The sequence below is a fragment of the Corallincola spongiicola genome, assembly GCF_004284785.1.
Classification (GTDB): domain Bacteria; phylum Pseudomonadota; class Gammaproteobacteria; order Enterobacterales; family Neiellaceae; genus Corallincola; species Corallincola holothuriorum.
The window spans coordinates 539,555-565,742 of the sequence record NZ_SHLY01000002.1; the positions used below are offsets into that span (position 1 = coordinate 539,555).

Here is a 26,188-nt window from a genome sequence, read left to right on the forward strand (position 1 = left end):
ATGAGAGTTTTAATCGCAACTTTTGCCCTGCTCTCCATGCTGATTGCAGGTGCCGTGGTCGCCAAAGTGGAAGTGGCTACCCTCAGGGGAAGCACTGAACTCACTGAACAGGGTAAGCCACCCATGATGGCGCCAGTGGTCAACGAAGATGTGAAGTTACAGCGGGCGTATCCAATGCAGCCGCCTATCATTCCACATAAGATTGATGGCTATCAGGTTGATTTAAATAGTAATAAATGTCTTAGCTGTCATTCGAGAAAGAGAACCGCTGAAAGTCAGGCGCCGATGGTGAGTGTGACCCACTTTATGGATCGGGACGGGAACTTTCTTGCGGATGTTTCTCCGCGCCGTTATTTCTGTCAGCAGTGCCACGTCACTCAGGATAAGGTGAAGCCTTTGATTGAAAATGACTTCAAGGATGTGGATTTGGTGCTGAAAGAGAAAAGCGCCGGACAGGTGAAATGAGGCCACTATGAAGAAGTTTATTATTAAATGCTGGCGGGTCGTGGCCCGCCCCAGTGTTCATTACAGTCTTGGCTTTCTCACTGTTGGTGGCTTCATTGCTGGGATCATCTTCTGGGGTGGTTTCAACACGGCGCTGGAACTGTCTAATACCGAAGCTTTCTGTATTAGCTGCCATGAAATGGAAGACAACGTTTATCAGGAGATGCGCAGTACCATTCACTTTACCAACCGCTCTGGGGTGCGTGCGACCTGTCCCGACTGCCATGTACCGCATAACTGGACAGATAAGATCGCCCGAAAAATGCAGGCCAGCAAAGAGGTATGGGCGACTTTGTTTGGCACGATTAATACGCGGGAGAAATTCCTCGAACATCGCTTAGAGCTGGCACAACATGAATGGGCGCGCCTGAAAGCGAATGATTCGTTGGAGTGTCGCAACTGCCATAACTTTGATTACATGGACTTCACTAAACAGAGCCAACGCGCGTCAGCCCAGCACAGCACCTCGCTGGCATCGGGTGAGAAAACCTGCATCGATTGTCACAAAGGCATTGCCCATCAGTTGCCGGATATGTCGGGTGTCGAGGGCTGGTAGTGGCTTGATGGTCTAAGTGTTGGGATAAACGGTGAGGCCAAGCCTCGCCGTTTTCATTTGAAAGCGGCCCATTCTTGGGTAGGATGATGTTTTGGGCATAAGTTTTTGGGAATAGATGTGCCCCTCTTCGATAGAGCTAATAATGGCCGAGGTTAATGCAGAAAGCTGTTGCGGCGTGGTGCTGGCCGGAGGTCAGTCGCGGCGCATGGGTGAAGATAAGGCTTTGCTGCAATTTCATGGCGAGCCTTTAGTCGCACGCATGCTCGGGCGCTTGCGGCAAGCAGGTTTAGCGCAGGTATTCGTGAGTGGAGATTATCCCGATTATCCGCACCTTATCGACTTTCCGGACGCCGCTGGTCAAGTTATCTCTCAAGGGCCGTTAGCCGGCTTACTGAGTGTGGCCGAGCAACTTCGTGGTCAATATGGCTTTATGGTCGTCGTGCCCGTGGATATGCCCCTGTTGCCGCCAAGTACAATCCACCAGTTACTGGAGCAGCCGGCAGAGATCCCTGCTGTCGCTTACCAAGACGCATATTTTCCATTACGTTTGATACTTGATGATCACCTGATTGAACATCTGCGTTGCCTGCTAGATCAACACGAGCATAAATTACGTTCGCTGCGGGCACTGTTAGAGCGGTTACCAAAACGTTGGTTGCCGTTACCTGATCCACCAGAGCTACTAAGTAACGTCAATACGCCAGAGCAATGGCAGTGGGCGCTGCAACAAGCGCTAAGTGAAGAATAGGAGTTTACAAACCGTTATGAGCCATGCCGCCCGCACTTTTAAGGCGCTGAATATCGCCGTATTAACCGTGTCAGATACCCGCAGTTTTGAAAATGATACTTCAGGGCAATTTCTGGCTGATGCATTAACTGAGGCAGGACACCAGTTAGCGGATCGTCAGATCGCTAAAGACGATGTCTACCAATTAAGAGCGATTGTCTCCAGCTGGATTGCATCAGACCATATACAAGCGGTGTTGGTGACAGGTGGCACCGGTTTTACCGCACGAGATACCACGCCAGAAGCGCTGTCGATACTGTTTGATAAGCCGGTGGAAGGGTTTGGCGAACTGTTCCGAGCTATCTCCTACGATGAGATCGGTACATCAACCATTCAGTCTCGGGCGCTGGCAGGTTTCGCTAATGGCACCGTGGTGTTCTGTATGCCGGGTTCGACCAATGCCTGCCGTACCGGTTGGAATAAGATCATAGCCGAGCAGTTAGATGCGCGTCATGGCCCATGTAACTTTGTGATGCACCTGAAAACCACTGGCGAGAAGGTAGAACCATGTCCGAGCAGGGGTTAACCCATATTAATCAAAGCGGTCAGGCGCACATGGTCGATGTGAGTGAGAAACAGATCACCACACGCATTGCCCGTGCCCAGGCCGTTGTACGGATGGCACCAGAGACCTTAGCCATGATTGTGTCTGGTCAACATCACAAAGGGGATGTGTTTGCTACCGCGCGGATCGCCGGTATCCAAGCCGCCAAGCGCACTTGGGAGTTGATCCCTCTGTGTCATCCGCTGATGCTGACCAAGGTAGAAGTGGACCTCAATGCAGACGAACAGCAAAGCTGCGTGCGTATTCAGACGTTATGCAAACTCAGTGGTAAAACCGGTGTCGAAATGGAAGCGCTGACAGCGGCATCTGTAGCGGCGCTAACCCTGTATGACATGTGCAAAGCGGTACAGAAAGATATCGTGATAGAAGATCTGAAATTGTTAGAAAAGCAGGGCGGAAAGTCTGGCCTCTTTGTGGCGGAGGCATCATGAAAGTGCTGTTTTTCGCCTCGCTGCGAGATGCTTTAGGCACCGCTGAGGTCGATGTTTCTCTGGCACAGGGCGCAACGGCGGAAGCGTTGCGCGCACAGTTGATAGCTGACCACCCTCAATGGCAAATAGCATTGAGCCAACCGGCATTATTGTTAGCTGTGAACCAGCAGATGGCGGACTGGCAAACACCGCTCAATGAGAGTGATGAAATTGCGCTATTTCCTCCGGTGACTGGGGGGTGAACATGACTGAGCCGGCACCAATCAATGCAGAGACTTATATCTCTGTTCAGCATGATGACTTTGACATGGCCGCTGAGTATCAGCGGTTAGCGGGTAGTGCCAGTTGCGGTGCCGTGGTGACTTTTTCTGGCTTAGTGCGTGAGTTTGCCAAGTTAAGTGAGCAGGATGCGCCGAAAGTGACCGAGCTGTTCTTGGAGCACTATCCAGGCATGACCGAAAAAGCGTTGGCTGATATCGTCGAACGCGCCCGTTCGCGCTGGCCGCTCGGGCCTGTGACGGTGATCCATCGCATTGGCGCACTGCCATTGAACGCACAGATCGTGTTTGTGGGGGTCGCCAGTGCCCATCGTGATGCTGCGTTCTCAGCTGCTCAGTTCATCATGGATTTTCTGAAAACCGAAGCGCCGTTCTGGAAGAGAGAGACTGCTGACGGTAAAACTAGCTGGGTAGATGCGCGGCAAAGTGATCAGGAGGCGAGTAAACGATGGAGTTAAGCGTTTCTCGTCTATTTTCCGTGAGTGTATTCTGCCGCATTTTGGCGCTGTTTCTGCTTTTAAGCCTGTTTACTTCAGTACATGCCGATCCTACGCCACAAGGCGGAGCGGTTAATTCTACAGGTGCTTCTCGTACCCTGATCATTGCTGTCGCGAACAGCTTTCGTCCCGTCGCAGAGTTAATCGCGGCAGAATTTTCACAACGACACAATGTTCAGATCCAGTTAGCTTCTGCTTCCAGTGGTGTGTTGGCAAACCAGATCCTGCACGGTGCGCCGTTTGACCTATTTTTGTCTGCCGATAGTGCTCGGCCAGCGCTGCTGGTGGACAGGGGGCTGGCTTATGCAGACAGTCGTTTGACCTATGCGCGCGGCATTCTGGTGTTTTGGTGGCCGCCCGGTGGTAGCCACAAAGGTGGAGAGCCACGCTTAAAACAACTTAACGACGTTTCCCGCTTATCAATCGCTAATCCGCGCACGGCGCCTTACGGTGAAGCGGCGAAAGCGCTGCTACAAGGGCAAGGACTGTGGACAAGCATGCAGAAAAGGCTGGTGCGTGGCGCCGGGGCATCGCAGGCCTATCAGTTTGTCGCTAGCGGCAACATCGCTGCGGGCTTATTGCCGCAGTCCCTGTTACTGCAGGGCGGTGTTGAGCATGACTACCTGGTTATTCCTCAAGAGCTGTATCCCCCCTTGGCGCATCAGGCGGTCGTGATTAAGAAAGGCAAAGCCCAATTAGCGCGACAGTTTTTGCAGCATTTGTTGGGGGCAGGGCAAAACGTACTTGCTGAACATGGCTTTTATCCTGCCGCGAGTTTTGCCTCTACCGCTTTGCATCGCGGGGCGGATTAATGGATTTCGGCTTCTCAGCACAAGACATCGCAGCCCTTTGGTTGACCGTGAAGCTGTCAGCTGTCACCACGCTGTTGCTACTTGTTCTGTGTCCGCCGTTGGCATGGTGGTTAGCCCATACACGGCGCTGGCATCGACCATTGATAGAAGCGATTGTGGCTTTGCCATTGATCTTGCCTCCCACCGTTTTAGGTTTTTATCTGCTGGTCGCTTTTGCCCCGCAAGGGCCTGTCGGCAGCTATTGGCAGGCGTTGTTTGGTACGCCATTGGCGTTCAGTTTTTCTGCCTTGGTGATCGGCTCCATGCTGTATAGCCTGCCGTTTATTGTGCAGCCACTGCAAGCGGCTTATCAGGCGATCGATCAACGTCAGTTAGAGGTGGCGCGCACCTTGGGTATGTCGCCGTTGCGACGGTTCTTTAAAATCATCTTGCCGCAAACCAAACGTGCCACCGGTGCTGCGGGTGTGCTGGGGTTCTCTCATACGGTGGGCGAGTTCGGCGTGGTACTGATGATTGGCGGTAATATTCCCGGTGCCACGCAGGTACTTTCTATTGTCTTGTTTGACCATGTTGAAGCGCTCGATTATGCGGCCGCTCATCGTTTGGCTGGTGGCCTTCTGCTGTTTTCTTTGCTGGCCCTGAGTCTCACTTATAGCTGGCTTCGTGCTGGTAATAAGGCGCCAAGATGATTAGTTTTAGTTATATAAATCAAACGACTGAAGCTTCGGGCCTGAAAGAAATCCAGCTGGCCGAAAGCGGCTTGTGTGGTGTGTTTGGTCGTTCAGGTGCGGGTAAGACAACGCTGCTGCGGTGGCTGGCCGGACTGATTGAAAAAGAGGGCACTATTGAAGCCTTTGGCGCGGTTTGGCAAGGGCTGAGCGGCTCGCTGCGGGTGGAAGCGCGGCAGGTCGGTTATGTACCACAGGAAAGTGCGTTGTTCTCTCATTTGACTGTGGCGGGTAATTTGGCGCTGGCTAAACCGTTCGCCAATGCTGCGGTGGTAGAAAAAGCAGAGTTGCTTGACGTGTTGATGCTGGAACCACTGTTAGACAAACCGGTGACCGAGCTTTCCGGTGGCGAGCGTCAACGGGTGGCGTTAGCGCGGGCACTGTTGGTGAATCCCCGTTGGCTATTACTAGATGAGCCACTGTCGGCGGTCGACCAAGTCCACCGGCGCGTGATCGGTCACTACCTGAAACAGTTATCAGCGCGGCTGCCGATTTTATTAGTCAGTCATTCAGAGCAGGAGCTGGGTGCGCTGTGTGATCATATCTTGTTGATGGATGAGGGTTGCTTACGGGCACAAGGCTCACCATCGGAGCTATTTTCTCGTCCGGATCTACAGATCTCCCACCGTGATAGTGCGGCGTCACTGCTGCTGGCGCAGATGATGGAGTACGATCCTGTGCATCATACTCAGCATCTGATGGTCGATGGCCAACCATTAGAGATCCCCGCAGACAAAGCGGTGGTCACTGCTGCGGGTGAAACTCTGCCGTTACGCCTGATGTGCCGGGATATTATTCTTTCCCGCGATACATTGCAGGGCACTAGCCTACGCAATGGGTTCTCGGTCACCGTGATAGGCATACATAGTACGGCAGAAAGTCAGGTGTTGGTGCGGCTGCAATTGGCCGAACAGAAATTGCTGGCTAGGATCACCGAACGATCCGCCGAGGAGTTAAAGATCAAACTTGGCGATCCGATCTACGCTTATGTGAAAGCGGTCAGTCTGGTGACGAGCGCAGATGTTGCTTCACTGCCAGCGCGCTGATCCGACGCAACATGCCCCAGAACAGGAATGTGTGTGGGCGCATCATTGAGTACCAATAGAGTTGCCCCCAGAACCCCGCCGGGTGCCAATACGCGAGCATCGTGATGCGGGTGCCACCGTCAGGCAGTGGCTCTAAGCGAAACTCCAGATTGCCTGAGCCGGGGCCCTTCATGCCAAAGCCCAGCAGCACAGATTTTTCCTCGTTTACCCGCAGAATATTCCAGGAGTCTACCCGTTCGCCGACGACAAATTTGTCTGCGGTATCTCGCCCCAGATCCCGACCGGGGCCGCCAACACAAAAGTCGATCCATTCACGGATCGCCCATACCCAGTTCATAAAGAAGAAGCGTTGCTTGCCGCCTATTTTGCTCAGTACCTGCCAGATCGGTTTAGCGGGCATAGCGGATTCATGGCTGAGTACCAAGCAGTCGCCATAAAAGGCGGCATTGCGCCAGCCTTCCCGAAACGCCATATTGCCCTGAAACCAAGTCAGTGGTGCCGGCCAGCTTTGTTCATCTGCAAGCGCCTTTTCAACGGCTTGCTCATAGCTGAGCAGCGGCTGGGGTAGCAGCCTCCGGATCGCCTTATCGTCCGCGAGTATGTCGTGCTTAAGGCCACCTAACAGCGCTTTTATCACCCCTTTAGGCGCAGAGCTAAACAGCGGCATGCCAAAGCGCACCATGGCAATAGATATCAGAAAAAAGGGCAGCGGTTTAAAGCGTTGTTCGGTAACGGCCGCGTACTTCTCTATCTGCTGCAGGTAGCTGATGGTATCTGGCCCGGCAACGTCGTAGATCTGTTGATAGGCTTCACGGCAGGCCATCACACCGACCAGATAAAAAAGTAAGTTATCCAATGCGATAGGGGCGCTTTTGTTTTTTACGGCCGTCGGTAACAGCATGCCTGGCAGGTGGTTAACCATATCGCGGATCGCCTCAAACGGCACCGATCCCGCACCAACAATAATAGGGGCGCGTAGCTCGGTAACGGGCACGCCACCTTCCCGCAGCGCTTCGCCGGTTTCGGCACGGGAGCGCAGGTGTAGCGAATGCGTATCTTCAGGGGCGAGGGCGCCAAGGTAGACGATCTGTTTAATACCCGCGCGGGAGGCCTCGCGACCAAAGACATGGGCGGCACGACGGTCGCGTTCGGCAAAGTCATCGCCCGCCTGCATCGAATGCACCAGATAGAAAGCGATATCTATATCCCGACACGCTTCGGTTACCGTGGTGGGTTGTAACAGATCCATGGGACAGATATCGACAGGCTGTTGATCAAACAGTGCCACCAGCTCGGTGACGCGGCGAGCGCTTACGCGTACCTTATGGCCTTGTTGCAGTAGCTTGGGTACCAGATGACGGCCAACATAACCACTGGCGCCGACCACCAGAATATTCATCGCTTGCAGTGTAGAAGAGTTGTTTTCCATTACTTACCCTGATCTGGCTGGTTAACCGGCTATCGTCCTATGGCATGCTGACTCATGTCGCGGCTGGTGGCTCACCTCTACAGAGACTAGCATAGAGGTTACGGGCGCCAACAACTTGATTGGTCGGAAAAAGCTTATCTTAAGGGAGAGTTTAGTGCGTATTTTGCTATTTGGAGCCAGCGGCTTTATTGGTGGCCAGCTGGCGGCTAACCTGCTGGCCGATAGCCGTATAACAGCACTTATTTGCCCGCAAAGACAAAAACTTAGTCACGATCTAAATTTGACCGAGGATAATCCTCTGCAGCGGCCAGTGATCGATTTCAACCAGATCCCGGCCAACTTATTTAACGCGGATAAAAAGCTGTCGAGTATCGACTGGTTGCTACTCTGCTTGGGGACTCATAGTGGCCATGCTGGCAGCTATCAGCAGGTGGATCTGGGTTACACCGTCAAAGCAGCGACACTCGCTCGTGAAGCCGGCATAAAAAACTGCCTGCTGGTGTCGTCAACGCTGGCCTCGGCTAAATCTCTTTCGCCCTACTTACGTTGTAAAGGCGAAGCAGAACAAGCGCTTGTCGCACTAAATTTCGATCGTTTAGGGATCTTTCAACCTGGCCCACTAACTGGTCGACCCGCCCTGCGCTGGTCAGAGAAGCTCGGTACGCCTCTATTGGCACTGGCGGCAAAACTCAGTGGCGGTATTCGCTCACCGTTTGCGCCCGTAGCCGGTAAGCAAGTCGCCGCCAGCATGACGCAGCAGGTACTGCAGCCAGACTTTAGCGGCGTAAAGCGGTTTAGGACGGCGGATATGCTAGCTGGTTGTTGAGATAACTGAATGGCTGGTAGAGTATCAACGGGATCAGAGTTATTGATCCTCAGAATGTGGTCTGCTGATAGATTAAAGCATAAAAATAGGGATGTTTATGGGTTGTTCAAATGCGCTAAAAGTGGTTTCAGTTCTTGGTGTTGTGCATCTGCTGCTTTATCTGTTTCTGATTGCACAATCAATGCTAGCGGGTGAGCCTTTGTCCACTACTTGGGCTGTTCATATCGGTGTGGCTTTTGCTGTGGTCGTTTGGACTGGCTACAGGGTTGCGATGACGTTCTATGTGCGCTTGGTCTATTTGCTTGCGATACCGTCATACTCCCTGTATCGCTTTTCGGAGGTTGCAGCCGTTTATCAGGTGACCTCTTTTGACTGGGTATATCAGATCTTAACTTATGTATCGTTATATCTGGCTATTCCATTTCTAATCTTGGGTAGAAGTTACTACTTGAATGAGACCAGAATACCAAGTGACGTTAATCCATAAGGTCGGAATCCATTAACGTGAAAATAGAAAATATCGAGACCGAACGGGGCAACGAAATTCTGGCCGGACTGCGTAAAGCGGGTTGGAAAATCGCTAAGCAGTACAATCGGTTGGCTTTTGATAAAGGTATCGATTTTGATAGCTATACCTTAAAAAAAGGTCAGCAAACGCTGCATTTTGAATGGAGTAACTGGTTTGAATGGGAGATCGAAGGGGATGACGACGTGATCCAATCTCTGATGGTTTCTTTTCAGCTGAGCGAGAAAACTGCGAGAAAGTGTTGAGCTGGCCCGTATCGGTTATGTTTATCTGTTACTTGAAGCTATTGCCGTATCTATATCAATGACTACCCCCATGCTGTCATTGACCTGCTGGCCCCTCTGTTTTTCAACGTGTGGGGCGTTCATCTCGCCCATGTTCATGGCTTCGTCATGACCAACGCATTTTCCTGGATATGATGCGGTGAGTTATTGGTGCGGGACTTTAATTGTTTCAATGAGGGTTTCGGTCACTATCTGTTGGAGTTTATCCGTTGTGCTGGGCTGAGGCGCTGCTGTGTATAACCACCAACCGGCAGCAATAAGCAGTGCGGTTAGCAGCAACACACCACTAAACAGATGCAAGTAAAGCCGGATACGAGAACGACCTGCCCATTTGTTTTTCATTTGCTGTCGGTAATGACCAGATATCAGGAATTGAAATGGCCGCCTGACGGCCATGATGCTGAAGATACACAGCTCAAGCATAAATGCGCCGATGGCGACGACTAACTCTTCCATAAGTTTTGCCCGATAGATTGTGGATGAATAGTGTTCTTGGCAGGAGAGCGTTCTTTCCTAGCGCAACCACTCCGCGAATGGTTCAAACCACACTTCATCCCCTTCAGCCTGATTGCCGCTCGCAGCAGGCAAAGGGACATAGCCGTTGGCTGAGACCATGGAGCTAAAGATAGCTGAGCCTTGGGCGCCAGTGGTAACTACTTGCCATTGGCCGGTATCGCTATCAAGGGTCGCTTCGCCGCGCTGATAATCCTTGCGACCGGGGCGCTTGCGCAGGCCAGAGGTCAGTTTTGCGGGGTATTGGATAGCGGGCTCTGCCTGCCAGCCCATCATTTTCTGTAGCGTGGGTATCACCAGTTGATCACAGGTGACCACGGCAGAGACGGGATTTCCTGGTAAACCGAAAAACCGACTATTTGGCAGGGTACCAAAGGCAAAAGGTTTGCCTGGTTTGATGGCCAGTTTCCAAAAGCCAACCTGCCCCAGTTGTTCTAGTAACAGTTTGGTGTAGTCGGCGTCACCAACTGAGACGCCACCGCTGGAAATGACCACGTCAGCTTCGCTATCTGCTTGTTGAAATACACTGCGCAGCTTGGCTTCGTCATCGGGTACCACGCCTAAGTCGAGTATGTCGACAGGCAAGCGTTGCAGCATGGCTTTGACGGCGATGCGGTTCGAATCGTAAATCTCGCCTTTGCCGAGGATTTCGCCAGGCTGTTTTAGCTCATCGCCGGTCGAGAAGATGGCCACTTTGAGTTTGCGGTAGACCTTTACTTGCGCAATGCCGAGGCAGGCGAGTTGGCCTATGTGTCTGGGTGACAGGCGACAGCTCGGCGTCATGACGGTATCGCCGGTGCTGACATCTTCACCGCGGTAACGGACATTGCTATTGGCTTTGACCTTGGCAAAGCGGGCGTACTTACTATCGCCTGTTTCGGTGAGTTCGGCGTTCTCCTGCATCACCACAGTGTCAAGTCCGGCGGGCAGCAGTGCACCCGTCATGATCCGCACACAGCCGCCAGCGGGAATGTCGCCGGCAAAGGGTTGGCCAGCAAGAGCGGTACCCACGACTGGCATGGGGGTATCCGCTGACCAGTCGGCAAAACGAAAGGCGTAACCGTCCATAGCAGAGTTGTCGAATGGTGGAATATCCAGAGGGGAGGCGACGGCTTCGGCAAGTATGCGATCAAAGGCTTGCGCCAGTTCGCAGAACTCGGTTTCACTGACATTGGTAACATTCGCAGCCATCTCTGTCAGTGCTTGTTCCACGGGCATTAAGCCCGGCGCGTCACAACATCCCATGACTTGTTCCTTTCTGGCTAACTGGCGTAACGCGGGCTGCTAAGCCCGCTTAAACGGTTGGAGCACCCGGCGCAGATTAATGCGTCGCCGGGCGCTGCTTGTATTTGTTGTACAGCTGGGTCTGCCGGTTATTCAGATCCACTTCACGGCCATCAATCAACATGGTGGTAATGGGGTGGCCGCTGTAATCAAGAATATCGCCGGGGGCGATAATCAGGCTGGCCTGCTTACCGGGACGCAGCGAACCAAGTTTATCGTCGACGCCTAGTATCTCTGCTGCGGACAGGGTCACCGCTTGCAGTGCTTGCTCTGGGGTTAAGCCATAAGCCACCGCCTGACCCGCAGCAAAAGGCAGGTTACGCACGTCCCAGTTGCCTTCGTTGTGGTAAGCAATGGCGTACTTGATGCCAAGAGATTGTAGCCGCGCCGGGCCGCCATACGCGCTGTCGTAGCTGGCGTCTTCTTTAAATGGCTGACCAACGCTGTGGGTGTAGATCACCGGAATATTAAAGCGCAGCAGTTGTACGGCAACTTGATCCGCTTCTGCGCCACCGACGAGCACCATGCGCACCTTTTCACGCTGGGCGAAAGCGATTGCCTGTGCGATGTCTCGTGCGTCATCGGCATGGATAAACAGTGGCTGCGCCCCGTTGAGGATTTGGGTCATCGCTTGCCAGCGCTGGTCAACGGCTTGCACTTGATCAACGCGGAAGCTCTTAAAGTAGCGGCGCGCTTGGTCAAAGGCCGTTTGTAGCTGCGCTAATTTTTCCTGATATTTTTCCCGCTGCTCTTCTGGCGATTGTGACGAACGGGCTTGGTCACGGATCTTAATGGTGGGCCAGCGTAAGTGGATACCGACTCGGTCTATGACTAATGCGTCTAAATTATCCCAGCCATCGAGCTGCATTAAGCTGGAGCCGCCACTGAGTAAACCACGCTGAGGTACGACCTGGGCATAGCCTATGCCGTTACTGCGGGTAGTGGTATTTAGCTCGGAATCAGCATTAAACGCCACATAGCCGGTGACATTGGGGTTGATACTTCCCACCTCGGCGATATCGTCGCTAGCGCGTACTGCGTCGATCTCAAGCAGGCCGAGGGTGGTATCCAGGGCGATTAATGTGGGGTAGATAGATTGGCCGTTGGCGTTAATCACTTTAGCACCTGTGGGGGCTGGGATCTGTGGCTCCAGCGCTGTGATCATGCCGCCTTCAATCAGCAGGTCGTAGGCTTTGAGTACTTCGCCATCCCCTGTATGGATATTGCCATCTTGGATCAACAGTGATTGTTGCTGCTGAACTCCCGGTAACTGGGTATGGCTGGATGCAGACCAGGGCAGGAGGCTGCATAACAGGGCTATCAGGGTAATGGCTTTCGTTGTCATCTTCATGATTAGTGCCCTCCTACGTGATGCTGATGGGTCTGTTTCCAGATGTCATGCTGGGTGTCACAGTGCCAGCTTGGTTGATCGATTTTGTAGCTGGCACCCGCGGTGTCGCTGTCATCTTCAGCATGGCCATTGTCGCCTGCCAATATTTTTTGAATCAGCAATTGCTTCTCTTTGGCTTGTTGTTGGCGCATGACTTTATCCCGTTGGCGATCAAAGTAGCGCTGACCGGCTACCCAGGTCACTTCGGCACGGGCATAGCTGGACATTGGGTTGTGGTTCCAAAGGACGATATCTGCCTGTTTACCCTCTTCTAAGCTGCCGACTTGGTCATCGATTTTCAGCTGTATGGCTGGATTAAGGGTGACTAACTGCCAAGCCTGTTCTGGCTTCATATCGCAATACATCATCGATTTCGCCGCTTCTTGATTCAGGCGACGGATCAGGTCTTCACTGTCGGAATTAATGCTGACATTGACGCCGCGTTGCTGCATCAAGCAGGCGTTTTGCGGGATCGCATCGTAAACCTCAAATTTGTAGGCCCACCAATCGGCAAACGTGGAGGCTGTGGCGCCATGTTTGGCTAGACTGTCAGCCACTTTGTAGCCTTCTAAGGCGTGGGTAAAGGTTTGTACGGTAAAGCCAAAATCATCGGCGACCTGCAGTAGTGCAAGCATCTCGGAGGCGACATACGAGTGAGGATGAATAAAGCGTTCACTATTGAGGATCTCTACCAGTGCTTCCATTCGGTAGTCGGTACGCGGAGGCAGGGTATCGCGCTTCGCTCGACGTCCTAAATCGTTATACGCTTTATGTTTGGCTTCATACTCTTTTGCGGCCTGGAAGTAGTCACGAATAATCGCTTCTACCCCTAATCGGCTTTGTGGATAGCGAATATCAAAGCGATCCCCCCAACCTGATTGCTTGACGTTTTCGCCCAGAGCAAATTTGATGCTGGCGGGTGCTCCTTTGAATTTTAGTGCCTCGGCCGTTGCTCCCCAACGTAGCTGGATCATTTGTGCTTGACCGCCGATGGGGTTAGCAGAGCCGTGCAACAGGTGAGCAGAGGTGACGCCGCCAGCCAATGCACGGTAGATGTTGGGATCTTCTGGATCGAGCACATCACCGATCCGCACTTCGGAGGTGACGGCATCAGAAGCTTCGTTGACGCCGTGGCTGATCGCTAAGTGACTGTGTGCATCAATAATGCCTGCGGTTAGGTGTTTACCTTGGGCATCAATAACCAGGTAGCCGCTGGGTGTATCGAGATCTTGGCCGATCTCTTCAATTTCACCGTTGGCGAATAGCAGATCGCTGTTCTGAAGATTGCCCTTATCAGTCGAGGTCCAGATCGTGGCATTTTTGATGTGTACCTTTTCTACGCTCGGTACCTGTGTCAGACCAAAAGCACGGTTAGGGTAGGTGAGTTGCCCAATATAGTTGGCTTCGTTAATCGTTGGTTTGACGGCTGTTTTCTGTTTGCCGCCGCTGGCGATCGCTAGCAGGGCATGGGGCTTGCCGCTCCCGTCAATCATCTGGCCGAGCAACTTTTCTTTATGGCGTTCTAAGGCAAAACGACTAACACCGGGAAAGCCAATCTGTTCTAGTTCGGCACTAAAGCGTAAGCGATCGCTGAACAGGTTCAGTGAACTGATTGCCAATGTGGTTTGTTCATGCAGCAGTTCGCCGTGCAGGTTGCCATCGCTATACTCAAAACTCAGGGTGAGCGGTTTACCATCAATCTCAAGGCGGTACTGACCGGCGAGTAGTTGTGGTGTAGTCGGATCCAAGAGTTGCTGTTGCCCTTGCAACCAAACTTGGCGAATTTCGCCGCCAGCAAATAGATCCCCTGATGTGATGACTAAATCTGCTCGGTAACCGGGAGCTATACGACCCAACTGATCGCTGACGCCTGCCAGCTGTGCTGGCACCAGCGTCAGTGCGGCAAGCGCGTCATCGGCTTTCAGGCCGTGAGCCATCGCCTGTTTTAAGTTCTGCCAAAAGCTGCCATTGCTACCTTCACGGGTGAGTGCAAATGGGATCTTGGCGTTGGCGAGCGCGGCGGGGTTACCAGGAGCGCGCTCCCAATGGCGTAACTTCGCCAATGTCACATCGGCGGCATCATCCAGGCTATCTACTGTCGGAGCATCAGGAAAGTTAAGAGGGAGCACTATATTGACGCCGCTGGCTTTAATCTCTCTTAGGCGGCCGTATTCGTAATGACTGCCTAAAGCGGTGAGCGGCACGTCGAACTCATTAAACAGGCCGGCGGCGCGCAATAACATCAGGTCATCGGTGGTTTTAAACACGATGCCACGCTCTGCGATCTCGCTCAGTCCTGCCAGCGCTGCGTTGTACTCTATCGCTAGGTTGGTTGCGCCTTGTTGTTTATGCGCAGCGGTATACCACTGCGCATCGGTCAGGGTTTGGCGGATCAGTGAGATGCTGCCCATCAAGGAGGTGGGGTAAGCCTGCTCTGATGTTCCTTTATCAAAACTGCCAAAGTACTGAGCTTGTGCCCGATAAACCAGGTCATTGGGTAAACCATCAGCCAAACTGATCAACATGCCTCGACCTTGCAGAATGCCGTCAAAACGGGCGCTCTGAACGGCAGTAAAGCCATCTTGGATCCAACTTTGTGCGTTGTCTGGATTGGGTTCGAACCTGTCTATCCAGCTAATCTGGCTATGGATGGCATCGTTGCTGGCATTACCTCCTTTACGGTGGGCATCGTAGATAGGCTCTTCATCGTGATGGCCATTGCCTGAATAGGGTTCAACGCCATATTGGGTATAGAGGTCAATAAATCCCGGATAGATAAAATGGCCTTTAAGATCGATGATGGTTGCGCCTGGTGGCACATCACCATCTTCGATCACCCGTTGAATACGCCCATCTTCTAGTATCAGGGTGGCATTCGGGATCCGTTTGCCAGGCTCTGTCACCACCGTGGCGTTGACCAAAGCAAACAGGGTCGGCGTGTTCTCATGCAACCCCTGGTTCGGAGTTGTTTGGTCGGCGAATACTGCTGGTACAGACAGTACCCCGCATAACAGCCACGCGATACTACGAGTGTGGTGCAAAACTGGGAACATTCAGCTTTCTCTCTGGCTAATTTTTGTGGTTAGCTCTGTTGCCGAGCTATCTCTGGAATTTCGTTGTTACTGCACGAAATGGAGCTTATGACTGACAGGCTGAATGCTTTGTCAGTCAATCGCCGGAAACGGCCTGCTGAGACAGGGACTTGGCGACATTGTGCGCAACTAGTGACCTGCATGTTAATCATTCAGGCCGGTGGTCGGCAAGTCTGTGGAGAAATTTGTCTAGCGATAATCTCCGCTGATCGTGAAACTATTTAAAAAAGATAGGCAGGATAAGGGTTTGCACTAAGGTAAGGCCAACGACCATGACCCAGCCTCGGGCAAACATTTTTGGCCACTTTGACACATGCTCGGCGGCGCGCCACAAGCCAGTGAGCGACCAGACAAAGAACGCCAGCCAGATCGGTATCAACAGGAAGGATGCCCAGACATAGCCCGCCACGGGCATAGTGCGAGATAACAGATGCCCCAAGGCGAACAGGGTTGCCCAGCCGCCGAGGTGAAAACCGAAAAAAGTCACTGCCAGTGGCAGCTCACCGCGCCACATCCGGCCTACATAGCTCATCACTTATACCCATCTCATGATTATTGCTCGGCAGGATAACAAAAATTAGGCGTTGGCCGTAGCTGCCTCGCTGTTTTTACAAAAGGGTTTGATACGGCGCAACAGTACAAACGCCGAAGGTACGAAGTAGAAGCTAAGTAGTGCCGTTAATGCAGTGCCACCGGCTATTGCCACTGCAAATGGTGGCCAGAAGCCTCCACCAGCTAACAGCAGTGGCATAAAGCCGCCCACGGTGGTGATGGTGGTGGAGCTGATGTGTCGGCTACAGCTTTGGACCGCATGACGGATAGCATCCAGATCCCCTGCCAGGGCTTGGGGGTCCGCTTTGAACTCCGCCAAAATGACAATGGCGGCGTTGATCGCTAAGCCCATTAAGCCGAGCAGTGCGATGATCACAGTAAAACCAAACGGGTAACCACCCAAGAAGACACTCAGTAATCCGAGTCCTGCGGCTTGGACTGCACTGAACAGGATCACTGTGGTCATGCGGAACGAGTTGAACGACACGACGATCACGGTGACTAGTAATATGCCAAGAAAACCAACATTAGCGAGCAGGTTGCCTACGGCTTTATTGCGCTTGGCGGACTCGCCACCATATTCGAATCGATAGCCTGTAGGTAGCTCTAGTTCGGCCTCTGCCAGACGTTGCTTAAATGCATTCAGTACCTCCGACGGCAGAATGTCTGCACGGAGATAGCCTTCGATAATATTAACCCGCTCGCCGTTACGATGGGGGATGGCACCACGGCTGGGTTTCAACGAAGCGGTGGCGATGGAAGTCAAAGCTATGGGATGGGGGTGCTCTGGTGAGCTAAGGCGCAGCTCGGTCAGACGATGCAGATTACTACGCTGCTCACCACTGACACGTACTCGTACGGGGACAGATTCTGTGGTCTCTAATATTGAGCCGCGTACCGCCCCTGTCAGGCCGTTTTGTAGCTGGTTGGCGATCTGCGTTAAGGTTAGGCCGCTTAAGCGACTGCTATCTTCATCCACATTTAACCAAACTTTCGGCGTGCCAGGCTGCAGGGTGGCACGGGCATGGATCACTTGCGGAGTTTCCAGCATGATGCGTCGCGCCTGATCACCCAGAGTTTTCAGCGTATCGAGGTTGGGTCCATAGATCCTGAGCTCTACCGGAGCGTTAAATGGCGGCCCCTGCTCCAGCTTGCGCACCAGGATCTGCGCCTGTGGGAATAGATCATCAAGTTTGCGTTGTAATGCCGGGATTAATCGGTTAGCGGCATCCATATTCGTGGTGGTAACCATGGCCTGAGCATAGTTTTGCGCACCTTGTTGTCGCGGCACCATGTTGTAGTAAAAGCTGGGGGCATTCTCACCGATGAACCAGTGTAAATTCTTGATATCCTGCTCATCTGCGATGGCTGCTGAAACGGATTCTGCCAGGCGAGTGGTAGCGTCAATACTCGCTTGGGCTGGCAGATAAAGTTCGACCTGAAACATATCGCGGTCGGACGGTGGGAAAAACTGCTCGGTCAGTTTCGAGGCTGCGTAGAAGCCACTGAACGGCAGTATGGTCATCACCAGCAGGGTTAATACTGGCCGCTGCAGAGTCCAGCGCAATGATCGGTTAAACCACTGGCTGGTGCGGTGAAAAGCCAAGCCGTGTTGCCACCAATGGTGAGTATCTTCGCCAGCCCGGATAAAGCGTCCGGCTAATCCTGCCACCAAGGTGTGGGAGATAATGTAGGAGCCAATTAGCGACAAGATCACGCTGTAGGCGATACCTCCAACGAATTCGCCAGCGGGACCGGGCATCATCACGATGGGACTAAATGCCAAAACGGTGGTGAGCGTGGAACCGAGTAGGGGGAGCCAGAAATGTTGTACCGATGCCTTGACCGCCGCGAGTGCGCTCATCCCCTTTTGCCGTCGCTGTTGGATCGCATCGACCATGACGATGGCGTTGTCGACCATGATCCCCAATGCTACGACCAGGCCTGTCACTGACATTTGATGGATCGGCAGGCCGATGTAGTTCATGCAGGTGAGGGTGAACATGACCGTCAGCGGCAATGCTGTTGCCACGATCATGGCTGCGCGGAAACCGAGGGTTAAAAACAGTACCAGAGAGATAATGACAAACCCTTCCAGTACATTGAGCAGTAACTCCCCTAAACGCCAGTCGGTATATTCCTGCTGCTCGAACAGCATGGTGAGTTCGATATTGCCGGGTAACTGCTGTTTAAATTGAGTCAACTTGTCTCGTAGATCTTGGCTCCACAGGTCTACCCGCTCATTTGGCAACATGCGTGCCGCGACAACAATACCACGTTCACCAGCCAGCAGTACCCGCTGGGCATCGGGTGATTGCAGTTGACGGCTGATATCGGCCAGATCGCCGAGATGGTAAATAAATCCGCGCTGATCGCTGCGTAGCGGGATCTGCCGGATCCGCTCGAGGGAATCAAGGGCGCCGGTGAGTTCAACTTGGAGCTTGTTATGTTTATTGACTAGCTCGCCGGCGGATATTTTGGCATCAGCCGCACCAATTAATTGAGCAACCTCGGCGGCGGAGTATTGCATTGCTGCTGCAGCATGGGGGTCTATTTCGACCAGGATCTCTTCCTGAGGTTGGCCGTAAAGCTCAACATAATCGGTACCGTGGAGGTTGCGCAGCTGATCTTGCAGTTCACGGGCGTAGCGTTGAACGATGGCGAGGTTAGTTTCTCCCTCACCTTTCCAGGTCAGCCCGATCAGCGTCGTGAACGCATAGCCTTTGTCATCATCCAGTCGTGGCGCGAGGGCGCCTTGTGGCAGTGAAAAAGAAACTTCGGCGATCTCGTCCCGTACCTGACTCCAGATAGGAGTGGAGTGGTAGATATCATCCCTAAGTTTTAGTTTGACGATGGAGATGCCGGGACGTGAGACACTGGTGATCTCATCCATTTCTGGCAGGGTGCGTAGTTTGCTTTCCATCGGCTCGCTGATGAGCGCTTCAACCCGTTCCGCACTGGCACCTGGGTAGTGGGTAATGACACTGGCGTGACGATTAGTGATGCGCGGATCTTCGGTGCGTGGCAGTTGATTCAATGCCCCGAGTCCCGCAACGATTAAAAGCACGATCGCCAATGCCGTTAAGCGACCATTTTCGACCAATGTGCGGATCATTGTGCGGTCTCCGTGACCTGTGCAGCCAGTTCCACGCTTTGATCCGGTGCCAGACGATGCAAGCCTGCGGCGACGATAAGATCCTGATCAGTGACTGCGCCACTGACAAAAGCGTGAGTTTCATTGGCATAGAGCACGGCTACATCGCGTTTTTCTAAGCGGTAAACCTGATGGTCATCAGTGACCAGTAGATAAACATTCCACATGCCGCGGATGCCATCAGTAAGCGCAGTGAGTGGGATCCAGCACCCCTGCTTCTCAATGGTTTCTTTTAACTGTAAGTAAGCCAGTTGACCATTAACCACGCTGGCGTCGGCGGGCAGTGCGTATCTTAGTTGCACTGTGCGACTCACAGGATCAACTTGGCCCCCCTGAGTCAGTAGTGTGGCAGTAAACGTTTGTTCGCCTACGCGCAGCGTCGGCTGTTTTTGCGCCAGAAGTTCCAGCAACCTGACCGGTACGCCAACTTTTACTTCCAGTGTGCCCTGTTGTAACAGCTCGAACGTGGCGAGTCCGGCGGCAACGACCTCTCCTTCAGATATCATGCGCTTATTGACGATGGCATCGAATGGGGCCAGCAGTTGCGCTTTGTCTAAGCGGCTTTGATTCGCTGATAAGCTGGCCTGTAGACGGGTTCGCCTTGCTGCGAGCGCATTGCGTTGTGTATGTAACTCTTCCAAGCTTTGGGTTGAAGCATAGCCTTTGGGTACCAAGGCTTCGACGCGTTTCAGGTTGCTGTCGATCAGCAGCATCTCGGCATCGATCTCGTTTAGTTGGGCTTGCAGTTCTTGGCGATTAATCTCCAACAGCTGGGTATCAAGCTGGGCGAGTAGATCGCCCGCTTTCACTCTATCCCCTTCATTCACTTCAATTGAGGCAATCTTGCCTGCCAGTTCAAAGCCAACTCGGGCTTCCTGATTGTTGCTGACGAGGCCGACAAACTGGCGTGGCACCTGATAGTGCGGCGCAAGCTTGATGGGATAAGCTTGCACTTTATGTCGATAAGATGTCGCAGTTTCATCGGCAACAGAGGGGAGGCAGCCATTTAAGGTCGGCACGCTAATAGCGAGTAATAAAGCAAGGATGAGCGGTGGCGTCGAACCCATGACTAACGTTCCTGCAGTAAGTAGTATAAACTGGACTATGTAGTCCAGTTTAAGTTAACTAAACTAGACTGTATAGTTTGATTTGTTATTTAGTGGTTAGAAATTTGTTCTATAGCGATAGGTAGAGGTAAGCAGGTGGCAGTAAAAGGGCGAAGTAAAAGTGAGCAGAAACGCTTACAAATATTAGATGCAGCCATCTCGCTGTTTACTGACTTGGGTTATGCCAATACCAGCATGGATAAGATAGCCGTGTTGGCCGGGGTCTCGAAACAAACGGTTTATAGCCACTTTGAGAATAAGGAGCAGCTGTTTGTCGCTGCGGTTGGTCAGAAATGCATTGCCCATGAACTTACCGATGTAGCATTTAATGTTGAACGGGATCTGCGGGAAACCCTGTTACTGGTAGCGATCCGCTTCAATGAATTGATTCTGTCTGATGCTGCAGTAAAAACTTATCGCACCTGTGTGGCGCAAGCGGAGACTCATCCGCAATTAGGAGAACTGTTTTTTCAGGCAGGACCGAAGCGGGTAATTGCTGAAGTGACCAATTACCTCGAAAAAATGTGCCAGCGGGGGGCTCTGAAGATTGCTCATGTGCCGAATGCTGCGGTGCAACTGCTGTTGATGGCGCAAAGCCGTGATCGTATATGTGTGGAGCTAGGCTTAGCTCCAGTACAAACCGATGCTGAGCGACTGCAATACCTTACCTCTTGCGTCGACCTGTTTATACAGGGATATTCCGTTAACGAGGCTTAATGCAATATCCCTGAGTGCTGGGTGGGTCGGTTAAGGGCAAGGATTTGGATTTTGACTATGGATCTGCTCAATACCCGTGAGCACTTCTTCCGACAACACCAACTCTATGCTGCTGATGTTATCTTGCAACTGCGCAAGGTCAGTGGCACCAATAATATTACTGGCGACAAAGGGGCGACTGTTGATGTAGGCCAAGGCCATCTGTGCGGGATCCAGTCCATGGGCTTTAGCTAGATCAACATAGGCCTGAGTTGCTTCGATACCTTTCGCGGTAAAATAACGGGCAAAACGTTTGTACAGCGTCATTCTCGCGCCCGTTGGCCAGTGATCGTCCAGATATTTCCCTGACAATGCCCCAAATGCTAGCGGCGAGTAGGCCAGTAGTTCTACTCCCTCACGGTGAGCAAATTCACCTAATCCCACTTCGAAACTGCGGTTGAGGAGGTTGTAAGGGTTCTGGATAGTGACTGTTCTGGGTAGATTGTGTTGTTCTGCCAGCTTCAGATACTGTGCCACACCCCATGGCGTTTCGTTGGATATGCCGATATGACGTACCTTGCCTTCGGCAACCAGTTCGCCAAGGGCCTGCAGTGTTTCCAGGATCGGTGTGGCATCTTCGTCAGCTTGTGGCACATAGCCAAGTTGACCAAAAAAGTTAGTTTGACGCTCTGGCCAGTGCACCTGGTAAAGATCGACATAATCGGTTTGTAAGCGTTGCAAGCTATCGGCTATCGCTTGCCGGATGTTGGCGCGGTCCAGTTTTAGATTGGCACGGATGTAATCACCAGGTCCGCCGGGGCCTGCCACCTTGGTTGCCAATACCACCTGCTGACGGTTGCCGCGTGCTTTTAACCAACTGCCAATATGTGATTCGGTGCGCCCCTGTGTTTCTGGTTTGGGCGGTACGGGATACATCTCTGCGGTATCGATGAAGTTGACCCCCATCGCCAATGCTTTGTCCAACTGTTGGTGAGCTTGTTGCTCACTGTTTTGTTCGCCAAAAGTCATGGTGCCCAAGCAGATCTTAGAGACTTTGAGATCGGTGTGAGCCAAGGTGTGATATCGCATTGATACTCCTTCGTCACCTGCTGTTTATGCAGTTTAGTGACCATTCGCTGATCGGATCAGTATGTGATTGCTTAAAGTTACCAGATGAGCGCGTGGTGTCATGGGCATTTTCAAAAAAAAACACGAAGTCGCGTGTTGACCGCTATACCGTGCTGAAAAACATTAAATTTGTTTGGATTGTGTTGTAACAACGATGCAAAATGTTATCACGCTCGCCACTAGAGCGAGGTGGTTACTGGAGCTTTGAGTGGTACTCCAACAACATGTGAAATTTAATGAGAGATGACTATGCGTTTACATAAGGGAATAACCGTTGTTGCTGGATGTCTGCTGGCTACCAGCGTCGTTGCGGAAGAGCTGAATAATATGCCAATGAATGTTGGTGCATCTTTGCGCTATGCCGCGATGGACGGCGATCGTCAGTATCAAGGTAGTGATTATGATGATGGCCTGCTTGGTGGGTTATCCTTTGGCATGGATCCTTGGGAAGAGATCGGCTTACGTTTGCGAGCTGAATACGCGGACATGGACGTAGAAGATGGCAAAGATGATGATGGCATGTGGTATGCCGCCGACGCACTGTTTTACTTCAATGAGAAGAAGCATTACATCATTACCGGTCTGGACTATATCGATCTCGATGACAGCAATACAGCGGTGCATTTAGGTATTGGCGGACGTCATTTTTTCAATGATGCCGTGGCGATGTCGGCAGAACTGATTGCTCACCAGGGCATTGATGAGAGCTTTACTGACTTTACCGTCGGTGTTGGCTTGGCTTACTACTTCGGGACACAGGCAGCGGTCGAGCCTACTGCAGCCCCAGAAGTTGCACCTGAGCCAGAGCCTGAGCCAGTAGTCGTGGTTGCACCTAAAGACAGCGATGGTGATGGCGTTTATGACGCTGATGATCAGTGTGCTGATACGCCGGCGAGTTACGCCGTTGATGAAAGAGGATGCACCCTCTATAAAGATGAAGTGGTCAGCAAAACATTGCTGGTGAACTTCGACAACAACAAAGCCGATGTGAAGGATGAATATCTGCCAGAGATAGAAGAGTTGGCTGAATTCATGAATCAGTATCCGCAGTTGACCGTGACGATTGAAGGTCACACGTCCAGTGCCGGTGCCGCGGATTATAATCAGCAGTTATCAGAAAAACGTGCCAAAGCGGTTGCCACTGAGTTGGTTGAGCGCTATTCCGTGCCTGCATCGCGCGTAAGCACCGTTGGTTACGGTGAGACTAAACCACTGAGTACAGAAAATAGTAGAGAAGCTGCTGCGGCGAATCGTCGTATTGTGGCTACGCTTACAGTGGTTGAGAAGAAAGAGATCGAGCGATAATCATAGCTCGTTGATAGCGGCCTTCGGGCCGCTTTGATTACGGGAGAGTCCTTGCGCCGTTATCTATTTATTTTGTTGGTTGCTGGCGGGATTTCATTACTGTGGGCAGCAGCGCCACTGGACTTTTCCTCCTTGTTGGCACACTTGCGGCAAGTCTATGGTGAGGAAGCTGAAGCCAGAGGCAAAGCTTGGCAGAGTGTCATCGAGCGCAGTCGTTCTCAGCCTCCTCTGATCCAATTAAAAGCGATCAATAATTTTTTTAACCAGATGAAATTTTCTTCCGACGAGTCCGTCTGGGGCGTCGAGGATTATTGGGCGACTCCGATTGAGTTTATTGGTCGGGGAGAGGGTGACTGTGAGGACTATACGATAGCTAAGTACTACAGCTTGATTGAGGCAGGCTTCCCTGCTGACAAGCTACGGCTTATGTATGTGAAAGCAGTGGAATACAATCAACATCATATGGTGTTGACCTATTATGAGCAGCGTGGTGCCGAGCCTTTGGTACTTGATAATATTGATCCGGTGATCCGTCCAGCCAGCGAACGTGACGATCTGATCCCTATTTATAGCTTTAATGCAGATTTTCTTTGGTTGGCCAAAGCGCGTAGCAGTGGCCAGCATGTGGGTAAGTCTGACCGAATTTCACTATGGCGTGATCTTCAGGAACGTCATGCGCAGCAAGCCCAGAAGAATTAAGAGGAAGTAACGATGACCCTGTATCGTCAGGTATTTTTATTGCTGATCGTGACTATGCTGCTATCGCTCATCGCGGTGATGACTTTGAATCTTCGCTCTAATGCGAGCTATCTTGAGCAGCAGTTGTATGCCAATACCGATAGTACTGTGACCAGCTTGGGAATGCGTTTGGCGCCGCTTTTGCAACCGTTAGATAGGGTGTCGGCTGAAAGTACGGTGAATGTGGCATTTGACGGTACTTTTCTGAAACGAATTGATGTCGAAATTTTTGCCGATGAGTCGCATATTACTCGCGTGAGAGATGATATTGATGAGGGGGTGCCTGAGTGGTTTATCTCGCTTTTCAGTATCCCGCCGGTGGTAACACAGGCGCCGTTAACATTAGGTTGGAACGAGGTCGCTTTGCTCACCGTTGAAGGTCATCCTGGCACCGTTTATAAACAGCTTTGGACACTGATGCGTGAACTGTTGATGGTCTATGGTTTGTTGTTTACCTTATTAGCCTTGTTTACTGCAGTGGCACTCCGCTGGTTGATCAGACCTCTGCGACAGATCGAACATCAAGCACATGCCATCGAGCAGAAAGATTTTGAATATCGAATCCCATTACCCTCAACTCGGGAATTTCGCCGGGTGGTTATCGTACTCAATCAATTAACGGCGCTGTTGAAAAGCCGCTTTTTAGAAAGTGCCCGCCAATTGCAGGAAGTTCGCGGCAAGCTGTTAACCGATGCCGACTCCGGACTGATGACGCGACAAGCGTTACTGGATGCGGTGACGTTGCGGCAGGAGCAGAGTGAGCAAGGCGTGTTGGTGCTGATCCGAGTCGGCAACCTGGATAGTATTCGTAAGCAGGAAGGGTTTCCAAAGTGGCGCGCGTTGTTAGCCAGTATCCATGAGCTGCTTATCTCCCATTTTTCTAACACCGCAGGAGAAAGCTCTCTGCTGGTGGGGCGACTCTCTTCCGAAGAGTTTGCACTGCTGTTAGATAGCGATGCTCTCTCTTATCCGCAGGAACAGCTACAAGGGGTGTGTGATGACCTGAACTCGCTTGCCGTTGTTGATAGCCACCTCAAGCTCGATTGCCAAGCTGCCGGTCTACTTTTCAACGAACAGTCACTACCACAGTTATTGACTCGTCTTGATGAGCAACTTAGAGGCACTGCTGGGTTGGTTCAGCGCGCCTCTTGGATTGAATCTGATGCGCCGCTAGAGGTTCTGCGCACAGCTGAGCAGTGGCTGGCATTACTCCGTTCTCAACTCTCGCAACAGGCGCTGGCACTGCGTTGGCAACCTGTTGTTGGACGCTCGGGAGAGACGCTGCAGAAGGAAGTATTTACCAGCGTTAAAGATGAGCAGGGTCAATCACTGCATGCAGGGCTTTTCGTGCCGGTGATAGAGCAGTTTGAACTTGGTGGTGAGTTGGACCTGGCGGTCGTGCAGTCGGTGTTAATGTCACCAGAGAAGAGTGTGCCCACCGCGATTAACTTATCCCTTTCAGCCATGAGGGATACCCGATTTATCGGTGCTTTGTCTAAGTTCGGTGCAGACGTGAAGGAAACGGTACTATTTGAGTTGTCAGAGTTAAATCTGCTTAGAGAGCAGGAGACGGTTGTTAGTTTTGCGGCAGTATTACGACAGTTGGGGTATCGCTTTGGGGTGGATCAATTAGGCGCCAGTGGCCTCAATTTGGACTATCTGCAGGGGTTAAGACCTGATTATGTCAAACTCGCGCCTGCTTTGTGTCGTGATGATGATGAGTATGGAGAGCTGCTAACGGCCGTCGTCAATACGGTCAGCAGTCTCGGTATTCCTATCTATGCAACCGCCGTGGAAACTCTGGAGCAAGCAGAGCGTCTTTGGGGAAGGAATATTGCCGGTGTTCAAGGCTATCTCACTGAGAAATAGCTGACAGCTTATCGTCAAAACTGAAAAAGCCGACAAGTGTCGGCTCTTTACTTTTGGAAGCATTACGAATTTAGGATTGGGCGTTGTTTGTC

At 52.1% G+C, this 26,188-nt stretch carries 26 protein-coding genes; 17 read left to right on the plus strand and 9 right to left on the minus strand.

Features of this window, described 5'->3' with window-relative positions; all coding sequences use genetic code 11:
* The 10 genes from EXY25_RS08065 to modC all read left to right on the plus strand — a co-directional run bounded on the left by EXY25_RS08065 (position 1) and on the right by modC (position 6,204).
* On the plus strand, positions 1 to 465 hold the full coding sequence (locus EXY25_RS08065; RefSeq protein ID WP_130566369.1) for a nitrate reductase cytochrome c-type subunit: 465 nt from the start codon (positions 1 to 3) through the stop codon (positions 463 to 465).
* A gap of 7 nt (positions 466 to 472) precedes the next feature.
* Entirely contained in the window at positions 473 to 1,060 is a 588-nt protein-coding gene (locus tag EXY25_RS08070) for a cytochrome c3 family protein (RefSeq protein WP_114337117.1), read from the plus strand.
* A 142-nt stretch (positions 1,061 to 1,202) separates the two neighbouring features.
* Positions 1,203 to 1,808, plus strand: a complete 606-nt coding sequence (gene mobA / locus EXY25_RS08075) for a molybdenum cofactor guanylyltransferase (RefSeq protein ID WP_165419301.1) — start codon at positions 1,203 to 1,205, stop codon at positions 1,806 to 1,808.
* Between the two features lie 16 nt (positions 1,809 to 1,824).
* Positions 1,825 to 2,373 (plus strand): molybdenum cofactor biosynthesis protein B, encoded by a 549-nt coding sequence (gene moaB / locus EXY25_RS08080; RefSeq protein ID WP_114337119.1) that lies wholly within the window; start codon positions 1,825 to 1,827, stop codon positions 2,371 to 2,373.
* Positions 2,355 to 2,843 carry a cyclic pyranopterin monophosphate synthase MoaC gene (moaC, locus tag EXY25_RS08085; RefSeq protein ID WP_130566371.1) on the plus strand — a complete coding sequence of 163 codons (489 nt, stop codon included), beginning with the start codon at positions 2,355 to 2,357 and terminating at the stop codon, positions 2,841 to 2,843. The genes moaB and moaC overlap by 19 nt, the downstream gene beginning before the upstream one ends.
* Entirely contained in the window at positions 2,840 to 3,085 is a 246-nt protein-coding gene (gene moaD, locus EXY25_RS08090; protein ID WP_246019526.1) for a molybdopterin converting factor subunit 1, read from the plus strand. Before moaC ends, moaD begins: the two co-directional genes overlap by 4 nt.
* A gap of 2 nt (positions 3,086 to 3,087) precedes the next feature.
* On the plus strand, positions 3,088 to 3,579 hold the full coding sequence (moaE, locus tag EXY25_RS08095) for a molybdopterin synthase catalytic subunit MoaE (RefSeq protein ID WP_130566372.1): 492 nt from the start codon (positions 3,088 to 3,090) through the stop codon (positions 3,577 to 3,579).
* Positions 3,570 to 4,430 carry a molybdate ABC transporter substrate-binding protein gene (gene modA / locus EXY25_RS08100; RefSeq protein ID WP_130566373.1) on the plus strand — a complete coding sequence of 287 codons (861 nt, stop codon included), beginning with the start codon at positions 3,570 to 3,572 and terminating at the stop codon, positions 4,428 to 4,430. Before moaE ends, modA begins: the two co-directional genes overlap by 10 nt.
* Positions 4,430 to 5,119 (plus strand): molybdate ABC transporter permease subunit, encoded by a 690-nt coding sequence (gene modB, locus EXY25_RS08105; protein WP_114337123.1) that lies wholly within the window; start codon positions 4,430 to 4,432, stop codon positions 5,117 to 5,119. The genes modA and modB overlap by 1 nt, the downstream gene beginning before the upstream one ends.
* Entirely contained in the window at positions 5,116 to 6,204 is a 1,089-nt protein-coding gene (gene modC / locus EXY25_RS08110; protein WP_114337124.1) for a molybdenum ABC transporter ATP-binding protein, read from the plus strand. The genes modB and modC overlap by 4 nt, the downstream gene beginning before the upstream one ends.
* Here the strand turns inward: modC and EXY25_RS08115 are convergent.
* Positions 6,158 to 7,633 (minus strand): DUF2867 domain-containing protein, encoded by a 1,476-nt coding sequence (locus EXY25_RS08115; protein ID WP_130566374.1) that lies wholly within the window; start codon positions 7,631 to 7,633, stop codon positions 6,158 to 6,160. The genes modC and EXY25_RS08115 overlap by 47 nt on opposite strands.
* Positions 7,634 to 7,787: 154 nt before the next feature.
* Here EXY25_RS08115 and EXY25_RS08120 point away from each other — a divergent pair, with 154 nt between their 5' ends.
* The 3 genes from EXY25_RS08120 (at position 7,788) to EXY25_RS08130 (ending at position 9,230) form a co-directional block, all read left to right on the plus strand.
* Positions 7,788 to 8,459, plus strand: coding sequence for a Rossmann-fold NAD(P)-binding domain-containing protein (locus tag EXY25_RS08120; RefSeq protein WP_130566375.1), 672 nt, complete (start codon positions 7,788 to 7,790; stop codon positions 8,457 to 8,459).
* Positions 8,460 to 8,556: 97 nt separating this feature from the next.
* Positions 8,557 to 8,946: a hypothetical protein gene (locus EXY25_RS08125; protein WP_130566376.1), complete on the plus strand. Its 390-nt coding sequence runs from the start codon at positions 8,557 to 8,559 to the stop codon at positions 8,944 to 8,946.
* Positions 8,947 to 8,963: 17 nt separating this feature from the next.
* Complete coding sequence (locus tag EXY25_RS08130; RefSeq protein ID WP_130566377.1) at positions 8,964 to 9,230, plus strand: hypothetical protein; 267 nt, start codon at positions 8,964 to 8,966, stop codon at positions 9,228 to 9,230.
* A 183-nt stretch (positions 9,231 to 9,413) separates the two neighbouring features.
* Here the strand turns inward: EXY25_RS08130 and EXY25_RS08135 are convergent, their stop codons facing one another.
* The 7 genes from EXY25_RS08135 to EXY25_RS08165 all read right to left on the minus strand — a co-directional run bounded on the left by EXY25_RS08135 (position 9,414) and on the right by EXY25_RS08165 (position 20,321).
* On the minus strand, positions 9,414 to 9,725 hold the full coding sequence (locus tag EXY25_RS08135; RefSeq protein ID WP_130566378.1) for a hypothetical protein: 312 nt from the start codon (positions 9,723 to 9,725) through the stop codon (positions 9,414 to 9,416).
* 57 nt (positions 9,726 to 9,782) lie between these two features.
* Positions 9,783 to 11,027 (minus strand): molybdopterin molybdotransferase MoeA, encoded by a 1,245-nt coding sequence (gene moeA, locus EXY25_RS08140; protein ID WP_130566379.1) that lies wholly within the window; start codon positions 11,025 to 11,027, stop codon positions 9,783 to 9,785.
* Positions 11,028 to 11,103: 76 nt separating this feature from the next.
* Positions 11,104 to 12,417: an amidohydrolase family protein gene (locus EXY25_RS08145; RefSeq protein WP_114337132.1), complete on the minus strand. Its 1,314-nt coding sequence runs from the start codon at positions 12,415 to 12,417 to the stop codon at positions 11,104 to 11,106.
* Between the two features lie 2 nt (positions 12,418 to 12,419).
* On the minus strand, positions 12,420 to 15,509 hold the full coding sequence (locus tag EXY25_RS08150) for an amidohydrolase family protein (protein ID WP_130566380.1): 3,090 nt from the start codon (positions 15,507 to 15,509) through the stop codon (positions 12,420 to 12,422).
* Positions 15,510 to 15,765: 256 nt separating this feature from the next.
* Complete coding sequence (locus tag EXY25_RS08155; protein ID WP_114337134.1) at positions 15,766 to 16,080, minus strand: hypothetical protein; 315 nt, start codon at positions 16,078 to 16,080, stop codon at positions 15,766 to 15,768.
* Positions 16,081 to 16,125: 45 nt separating this feature from the next.
* The gene (locus EXY25_RS08160) at positions 16,126 to 19,215 is read right to left on the minus strand and encodes an efflux RND transporter permease subunit (RefSeq protein WP_130566381.1); all 3,090 of its coding nucleotides are present in this window, start codon (positions 19,213 to 19,215) and stop codon (positions 16,126 to 16,128) included.
* Positions 19,212 to 20,321 carry an efflux RND transporter periplasmic adaptor subunit gene (locus EXY25_RS08165; protein ID WP_130566382.1) on the minus strand — a complete coding sequence of 370 codons (1,110 nt, stop codon included), beginning with the start codon at positions 20,319 to 20,321 and terminating at the stop codon, positions 19,212 to 19,214. Before EXY25_RS08165 ends, EXY25_RS08160 begins: the two co-directional genes overlap by 4 nt.
* Positions 20,322 to 20,456: 135 nt before the next feature.
* Between EXY25_RS08165 and EXY25_RS08170 the strand changes: the two genes are divergently transcribed.
* Positions 20,457 to 21,077: a TetR/AcrR family transcriptional regulator gene (locus EXY25_RS08170; protein ID WP_165419302.1), complete on the plus strand. Its 621-nt coding sequence runs from the start codon at positions 20,457 to 20,459 to the stop codon at positions 21,075 to 21,077.
* Positions 21,078 to 21,107: 30 nt separating this feature from the next.
* Here the strand turns inward: EXY25_RS08170 and EXY25_RS08175 are convergent, their stop codons facing one another.
* Positions 21,108 to 22,145 (minus strand): NADP(H)-dependent aldo-keto reductase, encoded by a 1,038-nt coding sequence (locus EXY25_RS08175; RefSeq protein WP_130566384.1) that lies wholly within the window; start codon positions 22,143 to 22,145, stop codon positions 21,108 to 21,110.
* A 288-nt stretch (positions 22,146 to 22,433) separates the two neighbouring features.
* On the opposite strand from EXY25_RS08175, the gene EXY25_RS08180 reads away from it, so the two are divergent.
* The 3 genes from EXY25_RS08180 to EXY25_RS08190 are packed head-to-tail and all read left to right on the plus strand — an operon-like array spanning position 22,434 to position 26,096.
* On the plus strand, positions 22,434 to 23,489 hold the full coding sequence (locus tag EXY25_RS08180; protein WP_165419303.1) for an OmpA family protein: 1,056 nt from the start codon (positions 22,434 to 22,436) through the stop codon (positions 23,487 to 23,489).
* A 51-nt stretch (positions 23,490 to 23,540) separates the two neighbouring features.
* Positions 23,541 to 24,188, plus strand: coding sequence for a transglutaminase-like cysteine peptidase (locus EXY25_RS08185; RefSeq protein WP_114337141.1), 648 nt, complete (start codon positions 23,541 to 23,543; stop codon positions 24,186 to 24,188).
* 12 nt (positions 24,189 to 24,200) lie between these two features.
* On the plus strand, positions 24,201 to 26,096 hold the full coding sequence (locus tag EXY25_RS08190; RefSeq protein ID WP_130566386.1) for an EAL domain-containing protein: 1,896 nt from the start codon (positions 24,201 to 24,203) through the stop codon (positions 26,094 to 26,096).
* The last annotated feature ends 92 nt before the right edge of the window (positions 26,097 to 26,188 follow it).

Bases quoted from the DNA above. Each gene is read 5' to 3' on its own strand.
- EXY25_RS08180 (WP_165419303.1), top strand. From the start codon at position 22,434: ATGCGTTTACATAAGGGAATAACCGTTGTTGCTGGATGTCTGCTGGCT.
- EXY25_RS08175 (WP_130566384.1), bottom strand. From the start codon at position 22,145: ATGCGATATCACACCTTGGCTCACACCGATCTCAAAGTCTCTAAGATC.
- moaB (WP_114337119.1), top strand. From the start codon at position 1,825: ATGAGCCATGCCGCCCGCACTTTTAAGGCGCTGAATATCGCCGTATTA.
- EXY25_RS08135 (WP_130566378.1), bottom strand. From the start codon at position 9,725: ATGGAAGAGTTAGTCGTCGCCATCGGCGCATTTATGCTTGAGCTGTGT.
- EXY25_RS08070 (WP_114337117.1), top strand. From the start codon at position 473: ATGAAGAAGTTTATTATTAAATGCTGGCGGGTCGTGGCCCGCCCCAGT.
- EXY25_RS08145 (WP_114337132.1), bottom strand. From the start codon at position 12,417: ATGAAGATGACAACGAAAGCCATTACCCTGATAGCCCTGTTATGCAGC.
- EXY25_RS08190 (WP_130566386.1), top strand. From the start codon at position 24,201: ATGACCCTGTATCGTCAGGTATTTTTATTGCTGATCGTGACTATGCTG.
- moaC (WP_130566371.1), top strand. From the start codon at position 2,355: ATGTCCGAGCAGGGGTTAACCCATATTAATCAAAGCGGTCAGGCGCAC.
- EXY25_RS08065 (WP_130566369.1), top strand. From the start codon at position 1: ATGAGAGTTTTAATCGCAACTTTTGCCCTGCTCTCCATGCTGATTGCA.
- modC (WP_114337124.1), top strand. From the start codon at position 5,116: ATGATTAGTTTTAGTTATATAAATCAAACGACTGAAGCTTCGGGCCTG.
- modB (WP_114337123.1), top strand. From the start codon at position 4,430: ATGGATTTCGGCTTCTCAGCACAAGACATCGCAGCCCTTTGGTTGACC.
- EXY25_RS08115 (WP_130566374.1), bottom strand. From the start codon at position 7,633: ATGGAAAACAACTCTTCTACACTGCAAGCGATGAATATTCTGGTGGTC.
- modA (WP_130566373.1), top strand. From the start codon at position 3,570: ATGGAGTTAAGCGTTTCTCGTCTATTTTCCGTGAGTGTATTCTGCCGC.
- EXY25_RS08155 (WP_114337134.1), bottom strand. From the start codon at position 16,080: ATGAGCTATGTAGGCCGGATGTGGCGCGGTGAGCTGCCACTGGCAGTG.
- moaE (WP_130566372.1), top strand. From the start codon at position 3,088: ATGACTGAGCCGGCACCAATCAATGCAGAGACTTATATCTCTGTTCAG.
- moaD (WP_246019526.1), top strand. From the start codon at position 2,840: ATGAAAGTGCTGTTTTTCGCCTCGCTGCGAGATGCTTTAGGCACCGCT.
- moeA (WP_130566379.1), bottom strand. From the start codon at position 11,027: ATGGGATGTTGTGACGCGCCGGGCTTAATGCCCGTGGAACAAGCACTG.
- EXY25_RS08150 (WP_130566380.1), bottom strand. From the start codon at position 15,509: ATGTTCCCAGTTTTGCACCACACTCGTAGTATCGCGTGGCTGTTATGC.
- EXY25_RS08165 (WP_130566382.1), bottom strand. From the start codon at position 20,321: ATGGGTTCGACGCCACCGCTCATCCTTGCTTTATTACTCGCTATTAGC.
- EXY25_RS08160 (WP_130566381.1), bottom strand. From the start codon at position 19,215: ATGATCCGCACATTGGTCGAAAATGGTCGCTTAACGGCATTGGCGATC.
- EXY25_RS08125 (WP_130566376.1), top strand. From the start codon at position 8,557: ATGGGTTGTTCAAATGCGCTAAAAGTGGTTTCAGTTCTTGGTGTTGTG.
- mobA (WP_165419301.1), top strand. From the start codon at position 1,203: ATGGCCGAGGTTAATGCAGAAAGCTGTTGCGGCGTGGTGCTGGCCGGA.